The organism is Tatumella morbirosei (assembly GCF_000757425.2).
In the GTDB taxonomy this organism is placed as follows: domain Bacteria; phylum Pseudomonadota; class Gammaproteobacteria; order Enterobacterales; family Enterobacteriaceae; genus Tatumella; species Tatumella morbirosei.
Genome location: NZ_JPKR02000003.1, coordinates 222,319 through 246,027 on the forward strand (window position 1 = coordinate 222,319; position 23,709 = coordinate 246,027).

Annotated in this window: 26 protein-coding genes; 11 read left to right on the plus strand and 15 right to left on the minus strand. The window is 50.5% G+C overall.

Annotated elements, in window-relative coordinates; genetic code table 11:
• Positions 1 to 9 precede the first annotated feature (9 nt).
• Both HA49_RS03900 and HA49_RS03905 read left to right on the plus strand, forming a co-directional pair.
• A complete protein-coding gene (locus HA49_RS03900) occupies positions 10 to 861 on the plus strand; it encodes an L-ribulose-5-phosphate 3-epimerase (protein WP_038020626.1) in 852 nt (283 codons plus the stop codon).
• Between the two features lies 1 nt (position 862).
• The gene (locus tag HA49_RS03905) at positions 863 to 1,549 is read left to right on the plus strand and encodes an L-ribulose-5-phosphate 4-epimerase (protein ID WP_038020627.1); all 687 of its coding nucleotides are present in this window, start codon (positions 863 to 865) and stop codon (positions 1,547 to 1,549) included.
• A 347-nt stretch (positions 1,550 to 1,896) separates the two neighbouring features.
• Here HA49_RS03905 and rutG read toward each other — a convergent pair whose 3' ends face one another.
• The 6 genes from rutG to rutA are packed head-to-tail and all read right to left on the minus strand — an operon-like array spanning position 1,897 to position 6,890.
• Complete coding sequence (gene rutG / locus HA49_RS03910) at positions 1,897 to 3,228, minus strand: pyrimidine utilization transport protein G (RefSeq protein WP_038020628.1); 1,332 nt, start codon at positions 3,226 to 3,228, stop codon at positions 1,897 to 1,899.
• Positions 3,229 to 3,285: 57 nt separating this feature from the next.
• Positions 3,286 to 3,807 (minus strand): NADH-dependent FMN reductase RutF, encoded by a 522-nt coding sequence (gene rutF, locus HA49_RS03915; protein WP_038020629.1) that lies wholly within the window; start codon positions 3,805 to 3,807, stop codon positions 3,286 to 3,288.
• Between the two features lie 29 nt (positions 3,808 to 3,836).
• Positions 3,837 to 4,619, minus strand: a complete 783-nt coding sequence (gene rutD / locus HA49_RS03920) for a pyrimidine utilization protein D (RefSeq protein WP_038020630.1) — start codon at positions 4,617 to 4,619, stop codon at positions 3,837 to 3,839.
• 2 nt (positions 4,620 to 4,621) lie between these two features.
• On the minus strand, positions 4,622 to 5,014 hold the full coding sequence (gene rutC / locus HA49_RS03925) for a pyrimidine utilization protein C (protein WP_038020631.1): 393 nt from the start codon (positions 5,012 to 5,014) through the stop codon (positions 4,622 to 4,624).
• 47 nt (positions 5,015 to 5,061) lie between these two features.
• The gene (gene rutB / locus HA49_RS03930; protein WP_038020632.1) at positions 5,062 to 5,799 is read right to left on the minus strand and encodes a pyrimidine utilization protein B; all 738 of its coding nucleotides are present in this window, start codon (positions 5,797 to 5,799) and stop codon (positions 5,062 to 5,064) included.
• Positions 5,799 to 6,890, minus strand: coding sequence for a pyrimidine utilization protein A (gene rutA, locus HA49_RS03935; protein WP_038020899.1), 1,092 nt, complete (start codon positions 6,888 to 6,890; stop codon positions 5,799 to 5,801). Before rutA ends, rutB begins: the two co-directional genes overlap by 1 nt.
• Before the next feature lie 318 nt (positions 6,891 to 7,208).
• Here rutA and rutR point away from each other — a divergent pair, with 318 nt between their 5' ends.
• A complete protein-coding gene (gene rutR / locus HA49_RS03940; protein ID WP_038020633.1) occupies positions 7,209 to 7,844 on the plus strand; it encodes an HTH-type transcriptional regulator RutR in 636 nt (211 codons plus the stop codon).
• Positions 7,845 to 7,963: 119 nt separating this feature from the next.
• Positions 7,964 to 8,137, plus strand: coding sequence for a hypothetical protein (locus HA49_RS21395; RefSeq protein ID WP_156994541.1), 174 nt, complete (start codon positions 7,964 to 7,966; stop codon positions 8,135 to 8,137).
• Between the two features lie 115 nt (positions 8,138 to 8,252).
• On the opposite strand, the gene HA49_RS03945 is transcribed toward HA49_RS21395, so the two are convergent.
• The 3 genes from HA49_RS03945 to HA49_RS03955 all read right to left on the minus strand — a co-directional run bounded on the left by HA49_RS03945 (position 8,253) and on the right by HA49_RS03955 (position 10,474).
• Positions 8,253 to 8,843 carry a malonic semialdehyde reductase gene (locus HA49_RS03945; protein ID WP_038020634.1) on the minus strand — a complete coding sequence of 197 codons (591 nt, stop codon included), beginning with the start codon at positions 8,841 to 8,843 and terminating at the stop codon, positions 8,253 to 8,255.
• Positions 8,844 to 8,992: 149 nt separating this feature from the next.
• Positions 8,993 to 9,490, minus strand: a complete 498-nt coding sequence (locus HA49_RS03950) for a hypothetical protein (RefSeq protein ID WP_038020635.1) — start codon at positions 9,488 to 9,490, stop codon at positions 8,993 to 8,995.
• A gap of 348 nt (positions 9,491 to 9,838) precedes the next feature.
• A complete protein-coding gene (locus HA49_RS03955) occupies positions 9,839 to 10,474 on the minus strand; it encodes a carbonic anhydrase (protein WP_038020636.1) in 636 nt (211 codons plus the stop codon).
• A gap of 276 nt (positions 10,475 to 10,750) precedes the next feature.
• On the opposite strand from HA49_RS03955, the gene HA49_RS03960 reads away from it, so the two are divergent.
• Positions 10,751 to 11,497, plus strand: a complete 747-nt coding sequence (locus HA49_RS03960) for a glutamine amidotransferase (protein ID WP_038020637.1) — start codon at positions 10,751 to 10,753, stop codon at positions 11,495 to 11,497.
• A gap of 35 nt (positions 11,498 to 11,532) precedes the next feature.
• Here HA49_RS03960 and HA49_RS03965 read toward each other — a convergent pair whose 3' ends face one another.
• Positions 11,533 to 12,942, minus strand: a complete 1,410-nt coding sequence (locus HA49_RS03965; protein WP_038020638.1) for an MFS transporter — start codon at positions 12,940 to 12,942, stop codon at positions 11,533 to 11,535.
• 183 nt (positions 12,943 to 13,125) lie between these two features.
• Here HA49_RS03965 and HA49_RS03970 point away from each other — a divergent pair, with 183 nt between their 5' ends.
• On the plus strand, positions 13,126 to 14,043 hold the full coding sequence (locus tag HA49_RS03970) for a LysR family transcriptional regulator (protein WP_038020639.1): 918 nt from the start codon (positions 13,126 to 13,128) through the stop codon (positions 14,041 to 14,043).
• Between the two features lie 44 nt (positions 14,044 to 14,087).
• Here HA49_RS03970 and HA49_RS03975 read toward each other — a convergent pair whose 3' ends face one another.
• Genes HA49_RS03975 through HA49_RS03985 form a run of 3 tightly spaced genes read right to left on the minus strand, consistent with a single transcriptional unit; the run spans position 14,088 to position 17,708 of the window.
• Complete coding sequence (locus tag HA49_RS03975) at positions 14,088 to 15,515, minus strand: cytochrome c (protein WP_046791665.1); 1,428 nt, start codon at positions 15,513 to 15,515, stop codon at positions 14,088 to 14,090.
• 1 nt (position 15,516) lies between these two features.
• A complete protein-coding gene (locus tag HA49_RS03980; protein ID WP_038020640.1) occupies positions 15,517 to 17,109 on the minus strand; it encodes a GMC family oxidoreductase in 1,593 nt (530 codons plus the stop codon).
• Positions 17,110 to 17,159: 50 nt separating this feature from the next.
• The gene (locus HA49_RS03985; RefSeq protein WP_038020641.1) at positions 17,160 to 17,708 is read right to left on the minus strand and encodes a sugar dehydrogenase complex small subunit; all 549 of its coding nucleotides are present in this window, start codon (positions 17,706 to 17,708) and stop codon (positions 17,160 to 17,162) included.
• Positions 17,709 to 18,085: 377 nt separating this feature from the next.
• Between HA49_RS03985 and HA49_RS03990 the strand changes: the two genes are divergently transcribed.
• The 4 genes from HA49_RS03990 to HA49_RS04005 all read left to right on the plus strand — a co-directional run bounded on the left by HA49_RS03990 (position 18,086) and on the right by HA49_RS04005 (position 21,800).
• Complete coding sequence (locus HA49_RS03990) at positions 18,086 to 19,132, plus strand: LacI family DNA-binding transcriptional regulator (RefSeq protein WP_038020642.1); 1,047 nt, start codon at positions 18,086 to 18,088, stop codon at positions 19,130 to 19,132.
• Between the two features lie 477 nt (positions 19,133 to 19,609).
• Positions 19,610 to 19,861 carry a ParD-like family protein gene (locus HA49_RS03995; RefSeq protein WP_038020643.1) on the plus strand — a complete coding sequence of 84 codons (252 nt, stop codon included), beginning with the start codon at positions 19,610 to 19,612 and terminating at the stop codon, positions 19,859 to 19,861.
• The gene (map, locus tag HA49_RS04000) at positions 19,861 to 20,646 is read left to right on the plus strand and encodes a type I methionyl aminopeptidase (protein WP_038020644.1); all 786 of its coding nucleotides are present in this window, start codon (positions 19,861 to 19,863) and stop codon (positions 20,644 to 20,646) included. The genes HA49_RS03995 and map overlap by 1 nt, the downstream gene beginning before the upstream one ends.
• Before the next feature lie 323 nt (positions 20,647 to 20,969).
• Positions 20,970 to 21,800 (plus strand): fumarylacetoacetate hydrolase family protein, encoded by an 831-nt coding sequence (locus tag HA49_RS04005; RefSeq protein WP_038020645.1) that lies wholly within the window; start codon positions 20,970 to 20,972, stop codon positions 21,798 to 21,800.
• Positions 21,801 to 21,900: 100 nt separating this feature from the next.
• Here the strand turns inward: HA49_RS04005 and HA49_RS04010 are convergent, their stop codons facing one another.
• Positions 21,901 to 22,293, minus strand: coding sequence for a MerR family transcriptional regulator (locus tag HA49_RS04010; protein ID WP_046791666.1), 393 nt, complete (start codon positions 22,291 to 22,293; stop codon positions 21,901 to 21,903).
• A 111-nt stretch (positions 22,294 to 22,404) separates the two neighbouring features.
• On the opposite strand from HA49_RS04010, the gene HA49_RS04015 reads away from it, so the two are divergent.
• Positions 22,405 to 23,043 (plus strand): NAD(P)H-dependent oxidoreductase, encoded by a 639-nt coding sequence (locus HA49_RS04015; RefSeq protein ID WP_038020646.1) that lies wholly within the window; start codon positions 22,405 to 22,407, stop codon positions 23,041 to 23,043.
• Positions 23,044 to 23,089: 46 nt separating this feature from the next.
• Here HA49_RS04015 and HA49_RS04020 read toward each other — a convergent pair whose 3' ends face one another.
• Positions 23,090 to 23,533, minus strand: a complete 444-nt coding sequence (locus HA49_RS04020; protein ID WP_038020647.1) for an L-alanine exporter AlaE — start codon at positions 23,531 to 23,533, stop codon at positions 23,090 to 23,092.
• Positions 23,534 to 23,709: the final 176 nt, after the last annotated feature.

Sequence of the window (23,709 nt, forward strand, 5' to 3'; positions counted from 1 at the left end):
GGAGCAACTATGTTGTCACAACAGGTTCCACTGGGTATCTATGAAAAAGCACTCCCTGCGGGGGAGTGCTGGCTTGAACGCCTGCAACTGGCGAAACAGTTGGGCTTTGATTTTGTTGAAATGTCAGTGGACGAGTCTGACGCACGTCTTGCCCGACTTAGCTGGAACCGGCAACAGCGCCTGCAACTGGTGAATGCCGTGGCGGAAACCGGGGTACGGGTTCCTTCGATGTGTCTCAGTGCTCACCGCCGGTTTCCGCTGGGGAGTGAAGATGATGCGGTACGTGAAAAAGCACTGGAGATCATGCGAAAGGCGATCGGTTTCGCACAGGATGTCGGTATCCGTGTCATCCAGCTTGCCGGCTATGATGTTTATTACCAGCAGGCTAATGATGAGACCCGCCGCCGTTTTCGTGAAGGGCTGAAGCAGAGCATCGTTATGGCAAGTCGTGCTCAGGTCACACTGGCAATGGAGATTATGGACTATCCGTTAATGAACTCCATCAGTAAGGCGTTGGGATATACCCATTATCTGAATAATCCATGGTTCCAGATCTATCCTGATCTGGGCAATCTGTCGGCATGGGATAACGATGTGCAATTGGAGCTGGAAGCCGGAAAAGGACATATCGTTGCGGTGCACGTTAAAGATACCCGTCCCGGGGAGTTCAAAAATGTCCCCTTCGGCAGTGGCGTTGTGGATTTCGAGCGCTGCTTCCGCACCCTGAAACAGACAGGCTATTCGGGACCCTATCTGATTGAAATGTGGAGCGAAACAGCGGAGGACCCGGCGGCTGAAGTGATAAAAGCCCGGGCCTGGGTCCGTGAACGCATGGTGAAAGCAGGATTGCTGGAGGCTTAAGGTGCTAACACTGAAACAGCAGGTTTTTGAGGCTAATAAGGATCTTCCACGCTATGGACTGGTCACTTTCACATGGGGAAACGTAAGTGCGATTGATCGCCGTCAGGGGCTGATAGCGATTAAGCCGAGTGGTATTGCGTATGATGCGATGACCGCCGACGATATGGTGGTAATGGATACAGACGGGAATATCATTGAGGGTAAATGGCGGCCTTCCTCAGATACTGCCACCCATCTGGAATTATACCGGCGTTATCCCTCTCTTGGGGGGATTGTCCATACCCATTCGACACATGCCACCGCCTGGGCACAGGCAGGATTGTCAGTTCCGGCGCTGGGTACCACGCATGCTGACTATTTTCTCGGTGATATTCCCTGTACCAGGGCATTGACACAACAGGAAGTTGAGGGGGAGTACGAACTGAATACCGGGAAGGTGATTATCGAAACGCTGGGAGAGCGAAATCCTCTGCATACCCCGGGGGTCGTGGTTTGTCAGCATGGCCCGTTTGCCTGGGGGAAAGATGCTCACGACGCCGTGCATAATGCGGTCGTTCTTGAAGAGGTTGCCCGCATCGCCTGGATTGCCTGCGCGATTAACCCCGGACTTCGCTACATTGACTCCTATCTGATGAAAAAACATTTTATGCGCAAACATGGGCCGGATGCTTATTACGGGCAGAAATAACCTGAGTGGAGATATTCAGTCGATGTTGACTCTCCAAATGTCAGTTGCCAGATGACAGCATTCAGAGGTGAGATGGCTTATTTCAGAAGCTGTGCAACAGAGAGCAGGTCATGCAGGGTAACTCCGGCAGTGGTGATGATTAACGATGATTTCGGCAAATCGTCAGTCACTGACTCTTGTCAACCTGCCAGATAACATTGCAGATTGAGTGTTTTTTCCGGCCAGAGTGTTGTCTCCCTGACAGTTTGTTTTCCTGGTGATTGATGAATAACCGCCGGAACGATTGTGACGCAGTATGCAGATAATAGTGCTGGCTACCTGAGGTAGCCAGCCAATATCTGGGTCGGTTACTTACCGGAAGGAGTCACCAGTGTTGCAGGATTATCTGCTGTCGGTGAGTTTCTGCGACTTAGGAAGGCATTGAGTAAAATCGCGCCAAAGGTCGCGGTGCCAATACCACCCAGAGTGAAACTGCCGATTTTTAGCGCAAAATCACCGGCCCCCAGTACCAGAGTAACCGCCACCATGATCAGATTACCGTTGCGGTTCAGGTCTACATTATTCTGGACCCATATTCTCGCACCTGCGACAGCAATCAGGCCAAACACGACTATGGAGGCCCCCCCAATCACCGGGCCCGGGATGGTATGGATCAGCGCCCCAAACTTTGGTGAAAAACCAAGTAACAGGGCGATGACTGAGGCTGCGACAAATGCCAGGGTTGAATAGACCTTGGTGACCGCCATCACGCCGATATTCTCTGCATAGGTCGTTACGCCACTGCCGCCAACACTGCCCGACAACATGGTAGCCAGTCCGTCAGCAAAGAATGCACGGCCCACATACGGGTCAAGATTCCGTCCGGTCATGCCTGCCACCGCTTTCATATGCCCCAGGTTTTCTGCCACCAGAATAATCGCCACTGGCGCTATCATTACAATCGCTTGCCAGTCAAACACCGGAGCGGTGGTCGCAGGGAGCCCAAACCATGGCGCTGACACCAGTGGTGAAAAGTCCACAGGTTTGCCCAGTCCCAGGCCATTGGTCAGCACAGCATAGACACCCCATGCCAGACACAGCCCGACCAGCAGTAACAGTTTTTGGATCATACCGCGGGTAAACACAGCCACGATTCCGATGCAAACCACGGTAATCACCGCCATCCAACTGTCAAACATTGAGCCTGAAACACTATGAATGGCGATAGGTGCCAGGTTGAGACCTATCGCCATAACGACCGCACCTGTGACGACCGGAGGCATCAGTTTTTCAATCCAGCGAGCACCGGATTTCATCACCACCAACCCAATCACTGCGTACACAGCCCCGCAGGCGATAATACCGCCGAGCGCCAGCCCAAGATGAGGATTCATACCTTGCCCGGTAAACCCCGTTACTGCAATCACTACACCGACAAATGAAGCACTGGAACCTAAGTAACTGGGAACACGACCTCCTGTTATCAGGAAGAATAGCAGGGTACCTATCCCTGACATCAGAATACTGAGATTAGGATCTAGTCCCATCAGCAACGGCATTAAAACCGTGGCGCCAAACATGGCCACCGCATGCTGTAACCCCATTACCAGGGTTGGGCCAAAGGGCAGTGTTTCATCAGGAGCGATGACACCGTCTCCACTGAGGGTTGTTTTTTTACGCCATACAGGAAACCAGCTCATAAACTTTGTACTCCGGTAAAGTGGAAAAGCAATGAATGCCAGCGACTGGCTTCGTAATCAGGCTTCCTGCCGGGTCAGAGAATGATAGCGCCGGTCGAACCACATCAGGCCATGTGGTGTGTGGTCACAGACCAGAGCCCTTACCTGACAAAACAAAATGTCGTGGGTGCCGACACTGACACTTTGGGTAATTTCACAATCAAAGGAGGCGACAGCTCCTGTCAGCACCGGGCAGCCGGTGGTCAGTTCAGACCATTGAGCTGCCGCAAAGCGATCGGGCATTGGGGTTTTACCGCCAAATAATCCCGATAATGTCTGATGATCGCCGGACAATGTATTAACACATAACCGGCCATTGGCCTGGAAAACCGGCCACACGGACGCTGAACGATTCAGACAAACCAGCAGTGTCGGCGGTGTATCCGTCACACTGCACACCGCAGATGCCGTAAATCCGGCCTGGCCGGCGGGGCCGTCGGTGGTAATTATATTGACGGCTGCTCCGAGGCGCGACATGGCATTACGGAACTGCTGTTTATCCACCCCGTCCGTTAGCGGGGCCAACTCAGAAACATTCATCTGCGGTCCTTATTTAAATTCACTGCCTTTCAGGCAGCGTGTTGTTCAAGCCAGGGCAGTAACAACTGGTTGAATTCTTCCGGATAAGTAACACTCATCGCATGACCTCCGCGGGCCATTGCCGCCACACTGGACTGTGGCAGCGCATCTGCCAGTACCACCGAACAGGTCCAGGGCACCAGCAAATCGTCCTGGCTATAGATAACCAGTACCGGCAGGTTAAGAGTGGGGGCAATCCGGGTAAAATCGCAGGCCATCAAGGCATTCAGGCGGCGCAACAGGTTGTCTGTGCCCTGGAAATGTTCTGCATGACTGATATCCTCTGCCTCCATGCGCTGTTGATTGTCAGCCATCCAGTCAGCCGGGTAGAGAAACAGTGGCTGAGCACGAACAAAAGCCTCCACGCCAACATTCAGCAACAGTTCCTGGCGGACGCGGAAACAGCGACGGGTATGAGCATTCAGTGACAACCAGCCATTAATCACCACCACACCGGTCACCCGTTGCGGATAGCTGGCCGCCAGTTGCAGGCCAATCAGCCCGCCCAGCGCATGTCCCGCTATGCAATAGCGGTCGATTCCCCGGGCATCGAGTGCCGCGGCCAGCTCATCCGCCATCTGTTGCATCGAGTAATTTTCGGGAAGCTGATCCGGGTTATTGCCGGTTCCGCGTTGGTCATAAGTGACGACCTTGTATTTTTCTTTGAGTGCAGCCATCTGGGGTTTCCAGAAGGCGGCAGCGCCTCCCAGCCCGGCGGATAACACCACCACCGGAGCATTAGCGGAATCAACGCCGGAAATCTGTATCTGCATAATCAAGCCTGCTTACCGACATGGGCGACAGTGGCAATCTCAACTAATGCGTCTGGTTTCACCAGACCACACTGAATACAGAAACGGGCCGGTTTTTCTCCGGGGAAAAATTCGGCATACACCTGGTTTATTGCGGCATAGTTTTGCCAGTCAGTAATAAAAATGGAATTGAATGTGACGTCATCCATGGTTCCGCCGGCAGTTTCAATTACGTTTTTAATCATGGTCAGCACATGGCGGGTTTGTGCTGCAGCATCCCCCACATGAACTACATTATTGTTTTCATCAAAGGGTAACGTCCCTGACACGTAGACAACCCCATCCGCCAGTGTTCCGGGAACGAACGGGGCGATGGGCGTACTGGTACCGGCAGGGATAATCACAGATTTTGGCATATTAATTTTCCTTTTTTTCTCAGTGGCAGGTGATGAAAATCCGGTGCTCAGGCTGCCGGACGTTCCTGTTCAGAAACCGGCGCAATGGCGCTACAAAAACTGCTGACATCGGAGACCCAGCCGAAAAAAGTCTCTATATTAAACAGTGCTGCCTCATGGGCAGAAGGAGGTCCGGCCTGATAGGTGGCGTCTTCCAGTACGATGCCAAAATATTCAAGGAAAAAGCCGTCACGCAGGGTGGATTCCACACAGACATTCGTAGCGATGCCGGTAAAAATCAGATGACGAATCCCCCGGCTACGCAGCATGCTGTCCAGTGGGGTGTTGTAGAAGCCGCTGTACCTGATTTTCGGAATAATGATGTCCTCCGGCTGCGGGACCAGTTCATCCACCAGCTGATAGTCCCAGCCACCTTTGGATAATAATTTGCCCTGCAGATCAGGATTTTTACGCATAGTTTTTAGCGCATTCGACTTATGAAAATTGGGTGAACCTGCGTCTCCGGCCTCTACATACTGGTCATCCCAGCCATTCTGAAACCAGATAATCTGAATGCCGGCAGCACGGGCAGCATCAACAGCTTTTTTAATATTGGCAATCACCGGTTTGGTGGCCGAGACATCGAAGCCCGCCAGATCCAGATAGCCCCCGATAGTGGCGTAGGCATTCTGCATATCCACGACGATCAATGCCGTTTGCTGCGGCGGAAATGCGATGGATTCAGGTTTCGCAGTGACAACCACATTATTTAACTGACTGGCAGTCGAACAGATTACAGTACTCATCAGGCCACCTCTTTCATTGCTTCAGTCACGGCGCTCCGGCTGCTCATTAACGGCTGGATACGCTGTCCAAAATTCTCAATACCCTGAACAAAATCATCAAAGGTCAGCAAAATACCTTCTGCACCCTCCACGGTCGCCACCTCATCCAGCATTTTTGCCACTGTGGCATAAGAACCCACCAGGGTGCCCATATTGATATTTACCGCGGAGGTCGGGTCGGCCATTTGCCGCACGTTGGTATCGCTTCCTGAGCGGGTATCCTGCTGGCTTTGGGTAGTCAGCCAGGCGAGAGCCTCCTGGTCTGCACCGGCTTTGTAGTGTTCCCACTTAGCGCGTGCCGCTTCATCGGTTTCGTCGGCGATAATCATAAACAGCACATAGGAACCGACATCGCGACCGGCTTTTTCTGCCGCTTTTTTCATCCGTTCAGCCGTTGGAGCAAAGGCAGTTGGGGTGTTTACTCCCTTACCAAAGCAGAAGTTGTAATCGGCATATTGTGCAGAGAAGGCCATCCCGGCATCACTTTGTCCGGCACAGATCACCTTCATAGGTTTTTGCGGCTGAGGACTGAGACGGCAATCATTCATGGTCAGGAAATCGCCTTTGAAATCAGATTTTCCGGTGCCCCATAAATCACGCAGGACAGTGACATATTCGGTCAGATAGTCATAGCGACGGGAGAAATACTCTTCGCCAGGCCAGAGACCCATCTGGTCGTATTCCGGTTTTTGCCAGCCGGTGACCAGATTGACGCCGAAACGTCCACCAGAGATGCTGTCAACGGTGCTAGCCATTCGCGCGACAATGGCCGGTGGCAGAGTCAGGGTGGCTGCCGTGGCATATATCTCGATGCGTGAGGTCACCGCAGCCAGACCGGCCATCAGCGTGAATGACTCCAGGTTGTGGTCCCAGAATTCAGTTTTACCGCCAAAACCGCGTAATTTGATCATTGAGAGTGCGAAATCGAAATGGTAATGCTCGGCCCGTTGAACGATGGTTTTATTCAGTTCAAAACTCGGCATATATTGCGGAGCATTTTCAGAAATCAGCCAGCCGTTATTACCAATTGGGATAAAGACGCCTATTTTCATGTCAAACCTCGTCTGATGAATGATTAAAGTTTCACCTGTCGGCGGCGGTGCATCCTGCATCTCCATGGGTCGTCGCTGAGTCGTGTGTACCTGTTAAATTAAGCAAAGGCTGTGCCACATTTAGATATCACTTTAAAAACAACAAATTAATAAAATTCCTGCAATCACAAACCAGAATAAATGGTCCAAAACAGACCATTTGGTAAAAATAAGTGCATCACATGACGGGGATTGCTCAGGAAAAGGGCAACTCTGTGCAGTGGTGCATTCAGGGCAGTCTGTTATGATGCTGCAAAAGGACAGAGATGAGGTTAGTCAGTGAAAGTCAGTGAGAAAAAACCGGGACGTCGCTCCCGGGCGGTTGCTGCTAAACGTTCGGCGATTGTGAACGCGGCATTGTCACTCTTTTCGCAGTTTGGTCTGCACGGCACCCGGGTGGAGCAGGTGGCTGCACTGGCGGATGTCTCTAAAACTAATCTGTTATATTATTTCCCTTCGAAAGAGCAGCTCTATCTGGCCGTACTGCAGGAAATACTTGCGGTCTGGCTGGCTCCGCTCAGGGCATTGCAGGCCGATCAGCAACCTCTGGAAGCCATTAACCATTATATCCGCCTGAAACTGGAAGTATCGCGGGATCATCCCCAGGCATCACGTCTGTTTTGTCTTGAAATTTTGCAGGGTGCGCCGGTGTTACAGCAGGAACTGGAAGGTGGATTGCGTGAGCTGGTGAATGAAAAAGCCGAACTGATTCGTTTATGGATTAGTCGTGGGCAACTGGCAGAAACCGATCCTTGTCAGCTGATTTTTATGCTGTGGTCTGTCACCCAGCATTACGCAGACTTTGCTATTCAGGTGCAGGCGATCACCGGAAAAAGTTTGCAGGATGAAGCATTCTTTACCCAAACGCTGAATAATATTCAGAGTGTTATTACGGAAGGCCTTCGACCGCGCTGAACTATCTGTCAGCTAAGCGCCATTGCCGTTTTTGTAAAATGCAGTACCGGAATTGATATTTCCCTTTAGTCACTATTTAGGCTGAACTGTAGTTATCGACACTTCAGTGGGGACATATTATGGCACTGCATATCTGGAAAAAAATTATCAGGTTTACCGGACTCCCGGAGCGCAGTCCGGCGGCAGAACGGGCAAAAGACAGCCATCTGTTACTCGAGTCTATGATTCCAATTCTCGGATTATACGGCATTGGTCCCGGTTATCTTGATCCTCAGTGGTTGCAGGATGAATAAAAATAAACAACACCGTTTACTGCGGGTAACTTACTGGAATGAGCTGTGCTTTAACACTATTCACCGTTATCATCCATTCCACTGACTGCGGCAATGCCACAGTCAGTGTGGCTCATCAGGCAAACCGGCAGGCATCATCAAAATCAAGCCGCGGCAGACGCCCATGAAGTTTCTCACTGTCGCCATAACCCAGGTTGATCAGTAAATTGACCCGCCAGTCAGTACCGTGAAAAAACTCTGCATTAATTTTATCAGCATCGAACCCAGACATCGGGCCGACATCCAGTCCCAAAGCCCGCGCGGCGACCACCAGATAACCTGCCTGCAGGCTGCTGTTACGAAATGCTGTTTCCTGAGCCAGAGATTCACTGCTGGTGAACCAGCTTCGGGCGTCTGCATAGGGGAACAATCCCGGAAGCTTTTCATAAAAAGTCATATCTGAGGCGACAATTACCGTCACTGGAGCAGACATCGTTTTATCGATATTGCCTGAAGAGAGTGCCGGTTTAAGCTTCTGTTTGCCCGCATTGCTGGTCACAAACACAAAGCGGCCCGGCGAACAGTTAGCCGAGGTCGGGCCAAGCCGGGTCAACTCATACAGGGTTTGCAGAGTACTTTCGGTGACCGGTTTATCCAGCCAGTAACTGTGGGTACGAGCCTGATTAAATAATGAATCGAGTGCAGACTGCTCAACCGGAATAGTCATAATGTTCTCCAGATTCCCTTAACTGTCATGTCGTTGTACCTTAAACCGGCACCGTTGTGAAAGTCTTATTTTACGCAATATGAAGCATCATACTGTCAGCCGGAGTGATCCGCGGGGTTTACCAGTGGCAGGCTGATAATATGTTGTCTTCAGAGAGAAAAGGTGCCCAGCAAACTCCCGCCCTGGCACTGGATAACCAACTGATAACCCGCAGCACTGTTTTTCCACTGTTTAAGTTGTGGTTCCTGTATCGTTGCCGGTCCGAAACTGCTTATCAACTGGCTATACTCTTTTTGCAACGTACTCTGGCATTGCGTGGGAGTATCGAAATCATCAGAGCCCATGACCTGTACCACCCGGCCATCACTCAGTAACACGTGTGGCTGCTTAAAGGGACTGCCAGGCAAGCGGGGTTTAACAAACACTACCCCGTTATAATGACCCAGGCTTTCATCAGTGAGCAGGGTATTACTGTTGCTGTTCATCACAGTGTCAGTATCCGCCAGAGTGAGCCGACTGTTCAGCGAATAGCCGAGAAAGGAAGGACTGTCGGACCGTGCAGCAGAAGCGGCTAACGGCGTGATACCCAAACATATCGTCATCAGCAGAGGGGTAAGTTTTACGAACTTCTCAGTAATAACGTGCATAATTTTCCTTAACCAGAGTGCAACAAAACGTTATCCCGCAGATTTACTCCTGGGGTAGTCTCTTCCAGCGGTAAATCTATGTGACAGGCTATTCCGCCGTGAAGGAGTGTTCAGCCCGGCGTAACACATTGTTTAATATTAGCCGTCAGGGCTTCGCTGGCCATCCCGGGGTGTTTGCCTGAATGGTAAAAAATCTCAGTTGAATACTGTGCAGGCGCTGTTGCTGGTACTGTCTGTAATACCCCTATAGCTGAATAGCAGGGAAAGAGAGGGTGCCGGTGCAGGCAGGGTTTTAGACCTGCGGGAAGCCCCACAGGTCACCGGGTCTCAGAGGACCGGAGGCGTTTGTTACTCGAAACAAACGTCCGGATTGGCCGCCAGAGGAACAAATTTGTTGCCACCTTTATCCAGCGCCTGAACCTCTCCGCTTTCGATGTCATAAACCCAGCCATGCAGATGGATGGCATTGTTACGTAAGGCAACGGCAACCGACGGGTGAGTTTTGATATTATTCAACTGTGCAATCACGTTTTCACGCACCATGGCACTAACTTTCTGGTCTTCATCCGCGTAGCTGTTTTTCTCTACCACGGCTTTTGCTGCATCGGCATAACGTAGCCAGTGAGCCACCGCAGGCATGGTATCCATACACTGACACTTAGCAATAGCTCCCATCGCTCCGCAATTGGAGTGACCGCAAATGATAATATCTTTCACGCCCAAAGCGACCACGGCATACTCAATGGTAGCAGAGACACCGCCAGGTTCAGGACCGAAAGAAGGAACGATGTTGCCCGCGTTACGGATGACAAATAACTGGCCGGGTTCTTGCTGTGTTACCAGCTCAGGGACCAGACGGCTGTCTGAACAGGAAATAAACAAGGCCTTAGGATTCTGACTGCCTGCCAGGCTACGGAATAACTCTTTTCGCTCAGGAAAAACTTCTTTCTGAAAATTCAGAAACCCTTGAATAATCGTTTTCATAACTCGCCCAAATAATAAAAAATCGGGTTAATCATAGAACGAATATCCGAAGGGGGAAAGTCCCGGCAACCAAAAGCGGCGGCCCCGGGGACGACAATAAAACTCGCCGGCAGGATGATGAGTGACATTGTCACTTGTTACCGGTTATCTGGCAGCAGTGTTTCTAACGCAAAAAACGGTATTAAGCGACATCTTGTTTCATTGTTAAATTTCCGCTATGACTATCTTTTCACTACTTCATCCGGCCTGTAAGCCGTATCAGCGGGAATCTAAATTATGAGTCAAACGTCGTTCATTATCATTCAAACCGGAACCCCGCCAGAGGACATACGACAGAAATATGGAGACCTGCCGGACTGGTTCAGCCAGGCAATGGGAATTCCTCTGCAGGAAATTGAAGTGGTCAGAGTGTTTGAGGGCCAGCCATTACCGGCACCGGATCCTTCCCGTCTGGCAGTGATCACCGGTTCCTGGGCGATGGTGACAGAGAAACTGTCCTGGAGTGAACTGACCGCAGAATGGATTCGCCAGGCGATGGCGATAAATATGCCGCTGTTTGGGGTATGTTACGGCCACCAACTAATGGCTTATGCACTGGGCGGTGAAGTCCGCTATCTGGATTGTATTCGTGAAACCGGTTGCCTGCAGGTATCACTGAAAGAGGCAGCCCGCCAGGATCCGCTGACAGGGCAACTGCCGGAGCATTTCCCCGCGCACCTGACCCATATGCAGACGGTGAGCCGTCTTCCTGATGGTGCCATCGCCCTGGCCAGCTCGGCGGTGGACAGTCATCAGATTGTGCGTTACGGACCGAATGCGGTTTCAACGCAGTTTCATCCGGAGTTTTCTGTAGCAGCCGCCAAAGCCATGATTGAACGACGCAGCACTGAATTAGATAACGAAGGGCGCGATAGTCAGTCGCTGATAGCCGGAGTAACACAGACACCCGATGCCAGTGGCTTGCTGACCCGATTTATTTCCATGCAACTGAAAAATAATGCGCCGATCGCGCTAAGTGCATAATCTCCCCCGCCGGCTATAACCGGCGGGTTCACCGGCTACTTTTTACGTAACCGGCTGATACTCAGGATAATCGCCAGCACACTGGAAACGACCGCCAGCCACAGCCCCGTCTGCACACCGTGATACTCATTTAACAGGTTTTTCTGGCCAAATAAGGCCAGAATTACACCGACAATCGCTGTCCCCATACACTGACCAAACATCCGCATGATGGCCAGAATGCCGGAAGCATAGCTGCTATTCTCGCGGGCTACATTTGACAACATTTCACGGTTATTCGGACTCTGGAAGCAACCAAAACCGATACCACATACCAGGCTACGTATACAGATATCCCAGGCGGCCGCGTTTTCCGGTAATAATGCCAACAGAATCAGACCGACCACGAAAATTGCCAACCCGACCGTCGAAATAATCGCCGGCGGAAAACGATCTGAAAGCCGCCCTGAATGTGGCGCCGCCAGAATTATGCCCACCGGCCACGGGGTAAACAGCAATGCTGAGACAAAAGCACTGTAGCCATACACGTTCTGAAACAGGAATGGCAGGGCAATAAAGGTGATCCCCTGGCTGACGAAGGAAGCCATCGAGGTCATTGCTGCCAGTGAAAAACGGGATGAGGCGAAAATAGAGAGTGGCAGTAGCGGTTTACTGGCCCGGCGCTCACACCAGACAAAAGCGATACCGGCCAACAGTGCCAGCACGGCATAGCCTGCGGCCATCAGTAATGTATGCGCCGTGAACCCCTGACCGTGAGTGTTGGCAAAGCTGTCTGCGGCCATAATCAGCGCCCCGGGAATAATGGCTGATAACACAGCTCCCGCGATATCAAAGCGTTCGGTGACTTTTTGTACACGGCCTGGCAATACCCGGACAGTCAGTAGCACGGCGATAATTCCCGGCGGCAGATTAATGGCGAATAACCACTGCCAGCTCATGGCCGACAACAAGGAGCCACCCAGCATTGGCGCGATGGCGGTGCTGGAAGCCACCAGCAGCGCATTCATGCCCAGGATGCGGCCCAGTAGCCGGTTAGGAAATACTGAACGCAAAATGGCCGGGCCGATACTCAGGGTGGCGGCACCACCAATACCCTGGATAATACGCATAATGATCAGTGTATTGGGATCAGATGACAGTGCACAGCCCAGCGAGGCCAGGGTGAAAATGACCTGGCCGGTGGCAAACAAATTTTTGAATCCCATCCGTGTTGCCAGAGCGGCAAAAATCGCCAGCGTCATGGCGGCTGCCAGCAGATAGCCGTTAGATACCCAGACAATTTCTGCGGCTGGCACCTGCATCGCTTTGGCTATTTGCGGCAGAGCGATGTTCACCATTGAACCATCAAACACTGACATGGCGGTGGTCATCATTACCGCTATCATTGCCAGACGGCGCTGGCGGCCGGGTAAACCTTCATCTCCCGGGAGATCTGAAAATAACATCCTTTGCTTCTCCGCAATCATCAGAAACTATTTTGCTGAGGCCTGTCAAGGTTGCCCGTCGGCAGGTCGTTGATTTGCCTGAGACAGAAATATACTCTGTCAGGATATAAGGCGGAAGGCGCAGCATCTGCAGTTATAACCTGCACCAAACGCCTGCTCACAGAATCATCAGGAATAACCGCTATGAAAGAGGCTGACTTAAATTTGTTAACCGCACTGGATGTCCTGCTGGCTACCCGTTCTGTCGTCGCGGCTGCCAGGCGTCTTGGGTTGAGTGCTTCCGCGATGAGCCGGACGCTAAGCCGGTTGCGTAAGGTCACGGGAGACCCTTTGCTGGTGCGCGCGGGCCGGGAGATGGTGCTGACACCCTATGCCGGGGCGATCCGCGAGCGTACCCGCGATACCGTTTTAGCTGCCAGGGATTTATTGCGTCCTGATGTTTCCGGGGTTAACCTGGCCACCCTTGAAAGGACATTCGTCCTGCGGGCTAACGATGGATTTATTAATGCCTTCGGGGCCATGTTGATTGCTGAAGTCGCAGCACAAGCCCCCGGAGTGCGGCTACGCTTTGCGCCAAAGCCGGACAAAACTGCCCGTTATCTGCGGGAAGGTCTGGTGGATATCGAAATTGGTGTGGTGGGGGACTCAGGTCCGGAAATCCGACTGCAGGCGCTGTTTCGTGACCGGTTTGTCGGAGTGGTCAGTAGCCGCCATCCGCTGGCTTTACTGCCGGAGGTGACATTACAGGATTATGTCCGCTGGCAACATATCGCGTCTTCCCGGCAAGGAAAATATCAGGGCCCGGTGGATAATGCACTGGCTGAACTGGGATTAACCCGCAATGTGGTCGCGGTGGTGCCAGGCTTTACTGCTGCATTGGCAGTGGTCAGAGAATCCGAACTGATTGCTCTGGTGCCGGCGTCATTTATGAAAAACCAGCCAGGTGTGGCTGACAGTGGCGGGATTTCTGCACTCCATATGTTCGAGTTACCTGTGGCGACCGGGACCATAACCATTTCACAGATGTGGCATCCAAGGTCAGAAAATGATCCTGCACACCGCTGGTTACGCCAGCAGTTATTAACGGTTTGCCAGCAGTAATCCGGGAAATTCCCGGCGGTGAAATTCCCGCCGGGATCGCTCAGTTAACGGCGTCTTTTCCGGTTACGGGTCGCCAGTAACGCAATAATGATAACGACAATCACTATCCCGCCAATGGTCAAACCGGCTGCATTTTTAATCAGAAACGGAACATTGCTGTTGCCGCTACGGATTTTCTCTACATCGGCGCCGGTCAGCCCTGCATTTCCGTGCCCAAATTTTTCGGTGACATAGTTGGCCACTGCCGCAATCTGGTCATTATTCAACCAGGAGTGAATGGCCTGAGTGTCTGAGGAGAATGCTGGCATAACCGCTTCGCCCTGCGGAGTTTTGCGGTGTATACCATCGACAATCGCCATCACCAGATTTGACGGGTCAGCTGCGCCAACGGCACTGTTATGGGTCAGCGACGGAAAGTAATGGTCATCTGAACCCTGACCACTCTCCTGGTGGCAGGCAGCACAACTGCTGTCATACAGCACGGCACCGTCAGTGGTTGACGAATCGCGGTAAGCAGGGGAGTTGTTTTTACCGCCACCGGTCTGATAGCGGGTCCAGTCCACCTTGCTGTCCGGAGCGGCATCCCACGACGGTTGTTTCTGTCCCGGTGTTTGGATGGCAGGCACTGTTTTCAGCCACGCGGCGATACTGGCTAAATCACTGTCTGACAGGTGACTGAAACTGTGTTCGATGGCATCTGCCATCGGACCACCGGCCTGAGCTTTACCTTTCACACTGCCTGTTTTCAGGTATTCGGTCAGTTCCTGCTGGCTCCAGCCACCAATACCGCTGACGGCATCAGAGGTGATATTAGGTGCCAGCCAGCCATCGACATGATTTCCGGCAAGGAACTGATGACTATCCTCAGCCATCATCTGATTACGTGGGCTGTGGCAGGTTGAACAATGAGCCAGTCCTTCTGCCAGATATTTCCCCCGGTTTTGCTCAGCGGTCAGTGCCGGATCTGATTTAAACGGAGCGTCACTGGTAAACAGCGCATTCCAGATCCCCATCAGGCCAGGCAGGTTGAACGGAAATTTCAGGTCGTTTTTGGCAGCCGGTGCTTTATCGACCGCCGGAACGGTACGGAAGTAGGCATACAACGCCTGCATATCTTCATCGGTTACAGTGGCGTAAGATGTATAAGGCATCGCAGGATAGAGATGGGAACCATCCGGGCGAACCCCCTGACGCACCGCTTTGGCAAAATCGGCTTCAGACCAGTTTCCGATACCGTATTTTGTCGATGAGGTAATATTCGGTGCTACGATAGTCCCCATGGGCATATTGAATTTATACCCGCCGGCATATTCGGCCCCGCCGGCGGCCGTATGGCAGGCAGTACAGTCACCGGCCCGTGCCAGATATTCACCACGACTGACCAAATCACTGTTGGTGCTTCCGGCCGCCAGGGCCAGAGGGGAAAACAGGACCGCGGCTGACAGAGTCAGAAGAGCAGAGTATTTTTTCATCTCATACCTCCTTTGCAATGATGTCAGCTGAACGGATAGCCAGTGCCACGCCGGTCAGTGTCGGGTTGACGACACCGGCCGCAGGGATCACCCCAACAGAGGCAATAAACAGATTCGGGTGATCGTGGCTGCGACATTCATGGTTCACCACCGAGTCCTTAGGATTGTCACCCATAATCATGGTACCCATCAGGTGGTCATGGTTTTCGAAAGCAGTATTTAAATCAATGATCTGACCATTCATCAGTCCTGCAATCTGCTTGTACTGTTCAACCATGTGTTGTGCACCCAGCTTGGTGTAATCATCTACATCAAAATTCACTTTGATGCCCGGTAACCCGAGGCTGTCTTTCCATGCCGGGTTTGGCTGTACCCGGTTGGCCGGGTTTGGCAGGGGTTCCAGGAAGCTGTAGATTGACATCCAGCGCGAGGACCAGTCGAGAATACGCGCGTCCAGTTCCTTACCCATCAATCCCTCGTTGATTGCCCGTTGAGCAATATCGATTTGCGGGTTGTTATTGGCTAAAGAGTGTTTGTTGGCGGAATATCTGGAACGAAAATCACCATCACGCCAGGTCATAATAGTGGCCTGCTGAACCGGACCGCGTCCTGCCCACATCGGTTCATCCGCCAGGAAGTTCATACTCAGACCGATATGGTCCATCAGATTACGGCCGACCATGTCAGAAGAATTGCCGATATCGTTCATCAGCATCAGCTTCGAGGTCTCGAAACTGTGTGCTGCCAGGACAAAATATTTAGCCGTCAGTGTATGTTCTTCACCGGCTGGAGTCAGATAACTGACGGAGGTGATTTTACCTTGTTCCCCTTTGGTAATTTTGTGTACCACGGCATCGGTGATCAGTTTTGCACCGTTACGCACGGCTTTATCTGCATGAACGGAACCGTTATACAGGGTGCCAATCGGGCAGACCTGGTCACAGTTATTATTTCCCTGACACCCCGGACGTCCGTCATAAGGACGGTGAATACGCACGGTTGGTTCATGGACAACACTATGACCATGCGGTAACAGGGCAGCCTTCAGCTTGGCATTGCTGTAGATATCTTCTTCCGGATCCACCGGGTAGGTTTTAGAACGTGGCGGGAAGGCTATCCCCGGGTTCTGGCCTGACTGATCTTCTGTGTCTGAACCTGCCACTCCGATAGCATATTCGGCACGGGTATAGAAGGGCTCCAGATCGCTGTAACTGATGGGCCAGTCGCGGCCCACACCATACAACGTCTTCAGTTTAAAATCGTTAGGGATATACCGCCAGGTGGCGCCACCCCAGTGCCAGGTCGTACCACCTACCAGTTTTAGCATGCCGGGTTGCTCACGAAACTCACCATCATTTTCGATATATCCCGGGGTATTACTGGTCGGCGACCAGGGATTATTCGGGTAGGCATTATTGCGGTCATAATGGCGGCCGGAATTACGGAAGTTTTCGAGAATTTTCCAGCGCGGCACATTGGCACCGGCTTCCAGTAAAATCACCGATTTTCCTTTTACCGCCAGTTCATTTGCCAGGTTAGAACCACAGGCCCCTGACCCTACGACAATCACATCTGCATCAAATTCTGTAGCCAAAGTAGTAACCCTTTATATTCATTAAAAGTTTTTGAATTTTCTGTTATCAGTTAAACGCCTGCCGGCAAATGGGCCCAATAGCCACTTTTCCAGCGGGAATAACTGGGAACCGGGGTGAAATCTTTGGTGAGCTGATAGGTCAATGCCTGTGCATAGGCCACAAACACCACGTTATCTTCTGATGACAACATTACTGGCGTACCTGCATAACCCAGGTATAAGGCAGACAGAATATCTTTGGCAGTTTGTTGTGGCTTGCCCTCAAACATTTCTGAGGTTTTGAGTTCATTGACGTTGTTTATCTTATTATCTTCAATCAGCTTAGAGAGCTGTTGCAGATCAGCGGCGAAATTACTGTTAACTTTCAACAGGGCATTGGCTGCACGGCTAATCAGCTGCGGATCCTGTTGGCTTTCGGTTAAAAACTGAGCGGTTTTCTGTAATTGCGATATCAGTGACGTGCCAGCAGGAGCGGTAATGACTGCGTGTGCCGGAATCAAGGTGAATGAGGCTAATAACGCTGTTGTTTTTATCAGGAAACTACGACGTGATGCAGAAATTTCTCCTGCATCAGTTTCCTGATCTATAACAAATTTCATTGCTGTTGATCCTTTATTGGGAAGGGTGGTTTATCTTTCCGGAGACGCGTAATAGAATTATCTGTTACCCGGCGTGAACCCTGACGTCATTGTTAGTCAGAACCTCTGGTTCTGAGGTCATCAGCAATGAAAACCATCAAAACAGCAGGGCGCTTTCTGTTTCAGACGTCACGCCTGTGTTAACGAAAGTGAAATATGTTAACGCAGGATTGGCAAGATTTTAGAATTGTTAAATTTAAAGGTCTATTATCATTAGTTTGTTAGTGGATGAATTAATTGTTTTAAAATCATTATGTTATGTTAATTGCATTATTATGTTACAACTTTGAGAGGTGTTTTGATGTAAATACCTCAAAAAATAATGAGGTTAAATTGAAATGTCTGAACGAAAGAACAAACTCGCCAGAAAAGTCACGCTAAAAGATATTGCCAGGGAAGCAGGCGTAGGGGCAGCGACGGTTGACCGTTACCTGAACAGCCGCAGTCAGGTAAAGCAAACCACTGCCGATAAAATTCAGACGGCGATGACAACGCTTAACTTCCAGGGGACTTCTCAGTTCAGGCCTCCCGCAATGGTGGCCGCTAAAACGATCCGCATCGGGATGATCGTGCCGCGGGTCGCAGGAAGTATTTATGAAATGCTGACCACGCAGATTAGCCAGCGCCTGAGCCAACACTATCAGCAGGAAGTGGTACCTGTGATGGTGGACTGTGATATCCGTGATCTCAACACAGTGAGTGCCACCATTATCAGGCTGGCAAAAGAGGTGGATGTGCTGGGAATGGTGGTACTGGATGATCCTCAGGTCAAACTGGCCATCAGTAAAGCGGCCGAAACAGGTGCGCGGATATTTACCCTGTTTTCACCGCTGTCTCATTCCGGGCAGATGGCTCATATCGGGCTGGATGACCGTAAAGCAGGGCGAGCAGCCGCCTGGCTGGCCCAACGGTTGACCGGTAATCAACTCAATGTGGCGATATTTCAGGGAAATAACCGTTTTCTTTGTCAGGAAGATTGTGAAAGTAGTTTCAGGTCCTGGTTCAGAGAACAAAATCTGCGACCGCAAATTACCGGCCCATTACATACGTTGGAAGATGTTCGCTATGCGGAAATCCAGACCAATAAATTGTTGCTGGAGCATCCGGAGCTTAATCTGATTTATGCCCCATGTGGTGGCGTCGGTGGCATTATTGATTCTCTGCGTAATCATCCGCGTAAGGATGAAATATTCATGATATGCCACGGTCCTTTTGTTGGCTGGGAACAGGCATTAGTCGACGGCACGGTGGATGTGATTATTTATCAGGATCTGACAACGATCTGCGATCTGATTGCCCGGCTACTGGATGAGCCTGCAGCGCAGCCAGGAGTGGTCCGGTACTTGCCGTTAGATTTCTCAATAAAGATCAGAGAAAGTCTGTAATTTTCCCTGCCAGAGTTTATAGCCTTGTTCGGTTCAATTCCCGATGTTACCAGGGTGGGTGTAAACAAAACCGCGCCGTAAATTAACAACAAAGCACCGCATCTGGTCAAATTCGAAATATTACATCCCGATAAGCAGAATGATACGACGGCGTCAGAATCCAGATTAACCGCAATCATTGTCAGAGCCACGGTTTTTTGCCATATCGCTCGCGGAACTCAGAGCTTCAGTAATAGCAGTAATTTCCTTAATCCGTTTACCATGGGACGATAATGAATGAGTTTTTTTCCTTCATAAATGACCTGAGCAATGGCCATCGCTACCAGAACCGATAATCAGTGGTTCTTTGCTACCATTTCGGGCTGATGTGCTGTCGTAATCGTCGCACCTTATGTCACATAACCGACCCACAGGGATTTGGCATCATTGCACAGACATGGCATTATATAAAACATATACGTTTTATATAGGCTGTTTATGGGTATTGTTAAAATCAATGAGTTAATGCATAGCAATCTGCGGATCGCCAGTAACGCAATGAGTCGTTCCATAAATGCTCAGGCAGAGCATTGGATGAAAATTGGTATGCTGGCAGAAATGTACCCTCAGTTAACCTACCCACAGCTGACCCGCGAATTAGTGCGTATCGAATTAGAAAATGGTGAGGCTGCGATCGGTATGCTGGTCGGACAACCCTCGCCATTGTCAACGACTACAGAGAGTGCTTAATGTCAGAGATAAAACTACATACTCAGGACGAAATAGAGCTGGCCCGCGCAGCGGGCCATGCGGCCGCCAAAGTTCTTGAAATGATCACCCCGTTTGTGGTGCCGGGCGTCACAACAGAAGAGCTGGACAAACGTTGCCATGATTACATCGTCAATGTTCAGGGGCTGATTCCGGCCAATATTGGCTATCACGGTTATACCAAAACGGTCTGTACCTCCGTTAACCATGTCGTATGTCACGGGATACCGGCACCAAAAGTTCTGAAAAAGGGCGATATCGTGAATATTGATGTGGCCGTGATCAAAGAGGGCTGGTACGGCGATACCAGTCGCATGTATTACGTCGGTGAGCCATCGATTCGTGCTAAACGGCTGGTGGAGACGACTTACGATTCGATGGTTGCCGGTATCCGGGCTGTCCGGCCAGGCGCCACGCTGGGTGATATTGGTGCAGCGATTCAGTCTGTCGCCGAAAATGCCGGTTTCTCGGTCGTAAGAGAGTATTGCGGTCACGGGGTGGGCGAGATCTATCATACCGAACCTCAGGTGTTACATTACGGCACTCCGGGTACCGGGACCGTGCTGGAAGAGGGGATGATTTTTACCATTGAACCGATGATTAATGCCGGCAAAGCGGCGACCAGTGTGTTGTCTGATGGCTGGACGGTAGTGACTAAAGACCGTTCGTTGTCTGCTCAGTGGGAACATACGATTGCGGTGACCTCAGAAGGTTATGATCTTTTGACACCCTGGCCGGAAGGGACCGGCGGATACGCTGAACTGTGACCGACCTGCCCGGCGAGCGCCGGGCCACCTTATTTCCCGTTATTCACGCATCATCAAAATTTCGGACAAATTTCGCGACACTTCCAGTCTGTTTGCCTGCATAAATCAGGATTTTCACTGAATTAACGCAGTTTTTTGCATAAAATTGCCTTGCAAAAGTTTAGATTTAAAATCCTTATATTTCATTTGGTTGCAGAAAATTGTGATATTTATCGCAAGCTTAATGTTAATATGTTTACTGAACAGCATTTTCCTGCTGGATCGGTGGTTGTTAAACCGTAATAATATCCCTCACCTTACGAAGATAAGAATAGTTATTTAATATGCAGTTATGTAGTTTTAAAATTAAAGCCACGGGTCACCACAGTTTTGGGATTCTCAGGGACAATGGTGTCACAGACGCCGCTAAATATACCGACTATGCAGACCTGAAAGCGGTACTTATGGCTCAGGCCGTCGATGAACTGAAAGTACTCGCTGATTATCCTGCCGATTACTCACTGGATGAGATTTCATTTTTGCCGGTGATCGAATCTCCTGGAAAAATTCTGTGTGTCGGAATGAATTATTCCGAAAAGCGCAAAGAGTTCGGTGAAACCAATCCGGCCCCGACCTTGTTTATCCGGTTTGCCGATACTCTGTCTGCACATCAGACACCTTTACAAAAACCGGCCAGTAGTGAACAGTTCGACTACGAAGGTGAACTGGCGGTGATTATTGGTAAACCGGCTCATCAGGTTCCGGCTGAAGAGGCGTTGCAGTACGTGGCCGGATACAGCTGCTTTATGGACGCGACGGTGCGTGATATGCAGTTTACCTGGTTTACGGCCGGCAAAAACTGGCCCCAGACGGGCGGGTTTGGGCCCTCGATGACGACCAGTGATGAGATTCCTGATCCACAACAACTTGATATCCGGACTTTTCTGAACGGTCAGCAAGTACAGCAGGATTCAACGGCTAACATGATCCATACCGTGGCCAATATCATTGCTTATGTCACCTGTTTTACTCCGCTGGCGCCCGGAGATGTGATTATCACCGGATCTCCCGGAGGTGTAGGTAAATCACGCACTCCTCAGTTATTTATGTTCCCTGGCGATAACATTTCTGTAGAAATTAGTCAGATTGGCAAACTATCTCATATGATTGCCTGAGTGACATATGACAGCTGGCCGTCACAGGCATTTTGCTTCTGACAGCCAGTCTATCCTGATACTTTCCCGTGACTGACCGGAGCCTGGAATATAGTTTCTCTCAGGGACTCATTCTGTAGCAGGCTTCGAACGGTGGAATATCCCCTTTGTTCAGTCCGTCTTCCAACACCTTTTGTAAATTGATCAACTCAGTCCGTTGTGCTTTGAGACTTGACTCGATACGTTCCAGTTCCAGCAGACGCAGTCTTATTTGTTCCAAAGTCAGTGACATGGAGCAACTTCCATCGTTAAGAAACAGGCTGCGGATAGTTTCCAGTGTAAATCCCAGACGTTGAGCATCCCTAATCAGCAGCAGTTTTGCTACTTCGCCCGGGGTATAACTCCTATAGCCGTTACCTTCACGCCCGGGAGCCTGAATAATTCCCTGTGTTTCATAATAACGGATTGCTGATGCAGGTATTCCTGTCAGTCTGACCACTTCACCTATTTTCATAATCTGCTTGACCTTCAACTTACCTTTAAACTTTATAATTCGCCCGGAACAGAGTAATGGGGTTGCAGTTTAAGTGTAATAAATACTGTGTCTGATAATGAGGATATTTTAATGAGTCAGTTAATTGAAGCCCTGAAATGGCGTTATGCGACGAAAAAATACGACCCGGATCTAAAAGTAGACGATGCAAAACTTGACCGTATCCTTGAAGCAATAAGGCTGACAGCAACCAGTAGCGGACTTCAGCCCTTTGAAGTCATAGTGATCACAAACCCGGAGCTTAGAAAAAAAATCAGGCAGGTGAGTTGGGATCAATCACAGATAACGGATTGTTCTCATCTGCTGGTTTTTGCTGCATGGCACGATATAACCCCTGAACGGGTGAATATGATGTTTGATTTGACTAATGATATTCGTGGCACCAGTCACCCGGCATGGGAAAACTACCGACAGTTACTGCTCACTATTGTCAACCAACGTGGACAGGAAAATAATTATCAAGCGGCTGCCCGGCAGGCATACATCGGTCTTGGCTCAGCACTTATTGCGGCCGCGATGGAACAAGTGGATGCCACCCCGATGGAAGGATTTGATCCTCAGGCGATTGACCTTATTCTTGGTTTGCCAGAACGAAATCTGCGTAGTGTGGTTATATTACCTCTGGGCTATCGGGCAAAGGAGGGGGACTGGCTGGTTAATCTTCAGAAAGTCCGTCGTCCCGTGGAGCAATTTATCACAAGGATAGATTAACGACATGCCGGCAGTCACTGCGGTTGCTGTCGGCACCGTTTAAGGCTCAGACTGGCAGGGAGTTGCTGACGCGAAACAGGCGCCGGCAGAAATCGAGAAAATAACCATAGGCAGCGCCCATTACCATCGAGACCAGAATATTAGAACTGACCGCCGCAGTAATCTGGTGCCAGTCAGCGCCGACAAACAGCAGAATCGCCACATACACTGGCGACTGAAACGTCACATAACTCACAATATCCGCCACGCTTTTTACCCATCCTGCGGGACTGAAATATTTTGCCTTGCGCATCAGTAAATCGCGGTACACACCATAAGGTACCGCAATCAAAATATTAACCGGAATACCCACCAGTCGTGATGACAGCGATTGCTGAAATGTCATACCTGATAAAAATATCTCGATCATCATATTAACAATGGTGCAGTAAATGACCATCGCAAAAGTATCTGCAACCGCATGACGCAGGCGGGATTGCGCAGAGAACATGGTGGTATTCCTCGGGTTATAAGGTCTGATATGTTGGATAAATCGCCTGGAGGCAGCGATATCATCTGGTATATTAAATTGCGTGTAGAATATATCTCTCCATCGAAACAGGCAACTAGCTTAAAATTTTTATTTAATGACTTTTTGTCGATAATATTCTCTGTGGTTGGTTATTT

What these genes read in the sequence shown, in the direction of transcription:
- HA49_RS03900 (WP_038020626.1), top strand. Translation starts at nt 10, where the DNA reads ATGTTGTCACAACAGGTTCCACTGGGTATCTATGAAAAAGCACTCCCT.
- rutG (WP_038020628.1), bottom strand. Translation starts at nt 3,228, where the DNA reads ATGAGCTGGTTTCCTGTATGGCGTAAAAAAACAACCCTCAGTGGAGAC.
- rutF (WP_038020629.1), bottom strand. Translation starts at nt 3,807, where the DNA reads ATGAATGTTTCTGAGTTGGCCCCGCTAACGGACGGGGTGGATAAACAG.
- rutD (WP_038020630.1), bottom strand. Translation starts at nt 4,619, where the DNA reads ATGCAGATACAGATTTCCGGCGTTGATTCCGCTAATGCTCCGGTGGTG.
- rutC (WP_038020631.1), bottom strand. Translation starts at nt 5,014, where the DNA reads ATGCCAAAATCTGTGATTATCCCTGCCGGTACCAGTACGCCCATCGCC.
- rutB (WP_038020632.1), bottom strand. Translation starts at nt 5,799, where the DNA reads ATGAGTACTGTAATCTGTTCGACTGCCAGTCAGTTAAATAATGTGGTT.
- rutA (WP_038020899.1), bottom strand. Translation starts at nt 6,890, where the DNA reads ATGAAAATAGGCGTCTTTATCCCAATTGGTAATAACGGCTGGCTGATT.
- HA49_RS21395 (WP_156994541.1), top strand. Translation starts at nt 7,964, where the DNA reads ATGGCACTGCATATCTGGAAAAAAATTATCAGGTTTACCGGACTCCCG.
- HA49_RS03945 (WP_038020634.1), bottom strand. Translation starts at nt 8,843, where the DNA reads ATGACTATTCCGGTTGAGCAGTCTGCACTCGATTCATTATTTAATCAG.
- HA49_RS03950 (WP_038020635.1), bottom strand. Translation starts at nt 9,490, where the DNA reads ATGCACGTTATTACTGAGAAGTTCGTAAAACTTACCCCTCTGCTGATG.
- HA49_RS03955 (WP_038020636.1), bottom strand. Translation starts at nt 10,474, where the DNA reads ATGAAAACGATTATTCAAGGGTTTCTGAATTTTCAGAAAGAAGTTTTT.
- HA49_RS03960 (WP_038020637.1), top strand. Translation starts at nt 10,751, where the DNA reads ATGAGTCAAACGTCGTTCATTATCATTCAAACCGGAACCCCGCCAGAG.
- HA49_RS03965 (WP_038020638.1), bottom strand. Translation starts at nt 12,942, where the DNA reads ATGTTATTTTCAGATCTCCCGGGAGATGAAGGTTTACCCGGCCGCCAG.
- HA49_RS03970 (WP_038020639.1), top strand. Translation starts at nt 13,126, where the DNA reads ATGAAAGAGGCTGACTTAAATTTGTTAACCGCACTGGATGTCCTGCTG.
- HA49_RS03975 (WP_046791665.1), bottom strand. Translation starts at nt 15,515, where the DNA reads ATGAAAAAATACTCTGCTCTTCTGACTCTGTCAGCCGCGGTCCTGTTT.
- HA49_RS03985 (WP_038020641.1), bottom strand. Translation starts at nt 17,708, where the DNA reads ATGAAATTTGTTATAGATCAGGAAACTGATGCAGGAGAAATTTCTGCA.
- HA49_RS03990 (WP_038020642.1), top strand. Translation starts at nt 18,086, where the DNA reads ATGTCTGAACGAAAGAACAAACTCGCCAGAAAAGTCACGCTAAAAGAT.
- HA49_RS03995 (WP_038020643.1), top strand. Translation starts at nt 19,610, where the DNA reads ATGGGTATTGTTAAAATCAATGAGTTAATGCATAGCAATCTGCGGATC.
- map (WP_038020644.1), top strand. Translation starts at nt 19,861, where the DNA reads ATGTCAGAGATAAAACTACATACTCAGGACGAAATAGAGCTGGCCCGC.
- HA49_RS04005 (WP_038020645.1), top strand. Translation starts at nt 20,970, where the DNA reads ATGCAGTTATGTAGTTTTAAAATTAAAGCCACGGGTCACCACAGTTTT.
- HA49_RS04010 (WP_046791666.1), bottom strand. Translation starts at nt 22,293, where the DNA reads ATGAAAATAGGTGAAGTGGTCAGACTGACAGGAATACCTGCATCAGCA.
- HA49_RS04015 (WP_038020646.1), top strand. Translation starts at nt 22,405, where the DNA reads ATGAGTCAGTTAATTGAAGCCCTGAAATGGCGTTATGCGACGAAAAAA.
- HA49_RS04020 (WP_038020647.1), bottom strand. Translation starts at nt 23,533, where the DNA reads ATGTTCTCTGCGCAATCCCGCCTGCGTCATGCGGTTGCAGATACTTTT.